The organism is Methylobacterium sp. A52T, assembly GCF_053346095.1.
Map to the genome: position 1 here is coordinate 1 of NZ_JBKFBI010000234.1, position 4,816 is coordinate 4,816.

Annotated in this window: 6 protein-coding genes and 1 pseudogene; all 7 read left to right on the forward strand. The window is 72.7% G+C overall.

Translation table 11 applies throughout. The features are described from left to right. Nucleotides 1–188 (forward strand): annotated as a pseudogene (locus tag ACLBYE_RS29535) (NmrA family transcriptional regulator); the annotation flags it as partial. 62 nt (nt 189–250) lie between these two features. After that, a complete protein-coding gene (locus ACLBYE_RS29540; RefSeq protein WP_447696881.1) occupies nt 251–1,189 on the forward strand; it encodes a sigma-70 family RNA polymerase sigma factor in 939 nt (312 codons plus the stop codon). Nucleotides 1,190–1,275: 86 nt separating this feature from the next. Then, nucleotides 1,276–1,773, forward strand: coding sequence for a peptide deformylase (locus tag ACLBYE_RS29545; protein ID WP_447696882.1), 498 nt, complete (start codon nt 1,276–1,278; stop codon nt 1,771–1,773). Nucleotides 1,774–1,901: 128 nt separating this feature from the next. Next, the gene (locus tag ACLBYE_RS29550; RefSeq protein ID WP_447696883.1) at nt 1,902–2,669 is read left to right on the forward strand and encodes an FkbM family methyltransferase; all 768 of its coding nucleotides are present in this window, start codon (nt 1,902–1,904) and stop codon (nt 2,667–2,669) included. 187 nt (nt 2,670–2,856) lie between these two features. Continuing rightward, complete coding sequence (locus ACLBYE_RS29555) at nt 2,857–3,975, forward strand: sensor histidine kinase (RefSeq protein WP_447696886.1); 1,119 nt, start codon at nt 2,857–2,859, stop codon at nt 3,973–3,975. Next, nucleotides 3,972–4,430 carry a response regulator gene (locus tag ACLBYE_RS29560; RefSeq protein ID WP_447696884.1) on the forward strand — a complete coding sequence of 153 codons (459 nt, stop codon included), beginning with the start codon at nt 3,972–3,974 and terminating at the stop codon, nt 4,428–4,430. Before ACLBYE_RS29555 ends, ACLBYE_RS29560 begins: the two co-directional genes overlap by 4 nt. A 67-nt stretch (nt 4,431–4,497) precedes the next feature. Beyond that, nucleotides 4,498–4,692 carry a helix-hairpin-helix domain-containing protein gene (locus ACLBYE_RS29565; RefSeq protein WP_447696885.1) on the forward strand — a complete coding sequence of 65 codons (195 nt, stop codon included), beginning with the start codon at nt 4,498–4,500 and terminating at the stop codon, nt 4,690–4,692. Nucleotides 4,693–4,816 lie beyond the last annotated feature (124 nt).

Below are 4,816 nucleotides of genomic sequence, written 5' to 3' on the forward strand. Positions count from 1 at the left end.
GGCGCCTGCCGTTGCGGGGGCTCGTCGCCCGGCGCGTGGCGGCCGCCGGCGACGGCCGCGCGGTGACGGTCGACGCCGCGGCCCGCTACTTCGGTGCCGCGCTGGCGCGGGGCTCCCTGGTTCCCGACGACGCGGGCGCGGCCCGCCTCGGCGGCACGCGCTTCGAGACCTGGCTCGCGACGGCATGACGGGCCCCGACCGTCCCGGCGGGCGGGCTCCGCCCCGACGCGATCAGGCCTCCGGTCCGGTCGTGCCGCCGGGGCACGGGGACGGGACGGCCGCCTTCGAGGCCCACCGTCCCCGGCTCCTGCGCATCGCCTACCGCATGCTCGGCTCGCGCAGCGAGGCCGAGGACGTCGTGCAGGACGCGTGGCTGCGCTGGGTCGCGGCCGACCGGAGTGGGGTCGCGGCGCCCGACCGGTTCCTCGCGCGCGTCGTGACGCGGCTCTGCCTCGACCAGATCAAGTCGGCGCGCGCGCGCCGGGAGAGCTATGTCGGCCCCTGGCTCCCGGAGCCGCTGGTCGAGCCGCTGGTCGAGCCGGGAGCGGACGGCGTGGACGAGGACGACCTCACCCTGACGCTGATGCTCGCGCTCGAGCGGCTGTCCCCGCTGGAACGCGCGGCCTTCCTGCTCCACGACGTGTTCGGCCTGCCGCTCGGCGACATCGCGGAGACGCTCGGGCGGGCGGCGCCGGCCGTGCGCCAGCTCGCGGCGCGCGCCCGCCGGAACGTCCGGGCCGCGCGCCCGCGCTATCCCGTGACGCGCGACGAGGGCGAGCGCGTCGCCCGGGCGTTCTTCGAGGCCTCCGCGAGCGGCGATGTCGCGGGGCTGCGGACGCTGCTCGCCGACCGCGTGACGCTCTCCTCGGACGGCGGCGGCAAGGTGCTCGCCTTCGTCAACCCGATCCGGGGGCTCGAGCGCCTGCTCCGGCTCTACGCGGGCGCGCGGCGCAAGTGGGGCGACGGCCGGGCGGCGCTGGTCGGGTTCGTGTGGATCGACGGGCTTCCGGGCTATGTCACCCGCGAGCGCGGCGGCCTCCTGCAGACGACGGCCCTCGCGATCGAGAATGGCCGGATCGACGCCATCTACATCACGCGCAATCCCGACAAGCTCCACCACGTCGCGCGCGCCGTCGCGGCCGGCCCGGGACCCGGCGACGCGGGCGGGCCTGCGGCGCGCCGGTCTTGACGATCCGCCCCGCGGCGCGGCTTGCATGGCGCGCGGCGGGCCCTCGCGGAGCCGCAGGTGAACCGACCCACGCGGACTGATCAACCATGCCGGCGCGCCCGCTCGTCCTGTTTCCCGATCCCCGCCTGACGCGCCCGGCCGAACCGGTCGACGCGTTCGACGCGGCCCTGCGGGCCCTCGCCGACGACGTCCGGGACACGCTCATGGCCGAGAGCGCCATCGGCCTGACCGCCCCGCATATCGGCGTCCCCGCGCGCCTCGTGGTGGTGCGGATGTCGCCGGACGAGAGCGCCCGCGTGTACGTGAACCCCGTCGTGTCCTGGGCGTCCCCCGACACGGAGGTCCACGACGAGGGCAGCGTCAGCATGCCGGGGGTGCGCGAGCGGGTCACCCGGGCCGCCCGCATCCGCCTGAGCTACCGCGACCTCGACGGGTCCACCCACGAGGAGGAGACCGAGGGCTTCCCGGCCGCGGTCCTCCAGCACGAGATCGACCAGCTCGACGGCGTGTTCTGGATCGCCCGCCTGTCGCGCCTGAAGCGCGAGCGACTGCTGAAGCGGTTCGGGAAGGGCCGGCCCGCCTGACCCGGTCGGGGCTCGCAGCGGGCTCGGCACCCCGCGGCGGCGCGCTGGCAGAGCCGGCGCGGGGCGGGCTACCATGGGCGCGACCTCGCCGACCCTCCGGACTCGCCCCCTCTGAACGGACCCTGCGCATGCATCCTGCCGTGGCCGCCGCCAACGCCTTCAAGGCGGTTCATGACGCCGGTCAGGTCCCGGACTACGAGCGCATCCTGCGGCAGGGCTACAGCCGCTTCCTCGCTCCGGGGGATGTCGTCGTCGACGTCGGCGCCCATACCGGGCTCCACCTCGTCGCGTTCGTCGACATCGTCGGCCCGACCGGCAAGGTCCACGCCTTCGAGCCGATCCCGTTCCTGATGAAGGATCTGGCGGGGCGTTTCGGCCGACGACCCGAGGTCGAGCTGCACGACGTCGCCCTCTCCGACACGGCGGGGCGCACCGATTTCACGGTCGCGAGCGTGCCCGGCGAGAGCGGGCTCCTCGCCCGCTACTTCAGCAGTCCCGCCATCACGTCCAAGACCATCAAGGTCAGGACGGAGAGGCTCGATACCGCCCTCGGTCACGTCCCCGCGGTGGCCTACATCAAGATGGACATCGAGGGCGGGGAGTTGAACGCCCTGAGCGGCGCGGCCCAGCTCCTCCGGCGATGCCGCCCGATCGTCAGCGTGGAGTACGGCTGGGCCGGCTACTCCGCCTACGGGCACGCGCAGGACTCCCTCTACCGGTTCGCCGAGAGCCACGGCTACATCTGCGCGGACATCACCGGAAACCTGATCGACGATGCGAGCACGTGGCTCGCGGTCAGCGACTACGTGACGTGGGATTTCTTCCTCGTCCCGCAGGAGCGTCGAGCCGACTGGGCCGCCCTATTCGCGCGCCGCCCGGAGCCCGGACCCGCGTGATCCGGACCCGGGCGGAACGGCGCGGCCGGACCGTCCGCGCGGCGGAACAACCGCCGCGCATGGTGCGTTGCACGCTCCCACCTCTAGGCCGTCCGGCGCGGCCAGCCACCCACCGTGCCCAGTCCCGAAGGTCCACCAGGATCGCGCGCAGGGTATCTCAGATCAACCCGCGTGAAGGGTCGTGACCGTGCCGAACTCGCGGCAGCCGTTTCAATCCTCGTCCGCCGCCAGCGCGCCGCTGGCGAGCTTGCGGCGTGGGTCGGGCCAGCTCTTCGAGAGCGAGCGTCGCCTCAACGCGGTCCTCGACAACGCCTCGGTGTCCATCTTCCTGATGGATGACCGCCAGCACTGCATCTACATGAACCGCGCCGCCGAGCAGCTGACCGGTTGGACGCTGCGAGAAGTCCTCGCGCGCGATTGCCCGCTGCACGACATCGTCCACCACACCTACCCGGACGGCAGGCCCTTCCCGCTGGAGGAGTGCGCGATCGACCGCGCCTTCCCGGAAAACAATCAGGAGCGCGGCGAGGAGGTGTTCGTGCACAGGGATGGGCACTTCTTCCCCGTGGCGTTCACTGCCAGCCCGATCCGCGACGATGCGACCAACATCATCGGGACGATCATCGAGGTCCGCGACATCAGCGAGGAGAAGGCGGCCGCCGAGCGCCAACGCCTGCTGATCAACGAGCTCAATCACCGGGTGAAGAACACCCTCGCCACGGTGCAGTCGATCGCCGCACAGACCTTCCGCGGGCGGACGGACCAGACGACGCGCGCCGTCTTCGACGCCCGGATGGCGGCCCTGTCCAACGCCCACAACGTGCTGGTCGAGGACAATTGGGAGAGCGCCAGCCTGCGCGGCGTGGTCGAGCGCGCGCTCGCCCCCCACCTTTTGGCGGAGGTCGATGCCGGCCGCTTCCGGTTACAGGGGCCGGACGCGCGATTGCACCCTAAGGTGGCAGTGACGCTGGCAATGGCCCTCCACGAGTTGATGACCAACGCGGCGAAGTACGGCGCTCTGTCGACGCCCGAGGGCCGGGTCGCGGTGACGTGGTCCCTGCACGATCGCGATGACGGCCGTCAGCAGCTCGACCTGCTCTGGGAGGAGCGGGGTGGCCCTCCAGTCACGCCCCCGACCCGGAAGGGGTTCGGCTCGCGGCTCATCGAGCGGCAATTGCCGCTGGAGTTCGACGGCAGCGCGGCGATCACCTTCGCGCCGGCGGGCGCGACCTGCCAGATGCGGATCCCGCTGACCCGGCTCGGCTGGATCGGCCAGGAGGCGGTCGAAGGGCCGCGCGCGCCATGACGCCGCTCGCCGGACGCCGGGTCCTGCTGGTCGAGGACGAGAGCCTCGTCGCCATGCTCGCGGAGGACATGCTGCTCGACCTGGGCTGCGAGGTCGTGGTGGCGATGCGCCTCGACCAAGCCCTGGCCCATGCCCGGACCGAGGCGTTCGATCTGGCGGTGCTCGACGTGAACCTCGGCGAGGCGCGCAGCTACCCGGTCGCCGACCTGCTGCTGGCGCGCGGCACGCCGTTCCTATTCGCCACCGGGTACGGGCAGCACGGCCTGGACGCCGCCTATCAGGCGGTTCCGGTGCTCCAGAAACCCTATCAGGCGGCGCCGCTCGAGCATCTTCTGCTGCGCCTGTTGAGCGGGGAGGGGCCGTACCGCACGGGCCCGACCGGCCTGCCGCCCGCCTGCCGCTGTCGGGCGTCCGAGCCCGCCCACGGGCAGTTCCGCGCCGATCCGATCCGTTGAGGCGCCCGGGCCGGCGCGGGACCGGAGCGACCGAGTACGGCGCCGACCGGCGCGGAAGGGCACCACCGTGATCGATCTCAACACGGCGACGGCCGAGGAGCTGGACAGCGTTCCGGCACTGAAGGGCCACGGTTTCGAGATCGTGCGCTACCGGGAGGAGCGCGGCCGGTTCACCAGCCTGCGGCAGCTCGACGAGGTGCCGGGCCTCAGCGGCAAGACCGACGGTGTCGCCGATCGGGTCACGGTCGCGGACGGTCCTTAGAGCCGTATCCGACCATGTTGCAACGGTCGGGAAGGACGGCGAGCCCGGTCTCGCCAGCCGCGCCAGGCCCCCTCTCCCGTGCGGGAGAGGGTTGGGGTGAGGGACGCGAAGGATCAGGACTGAA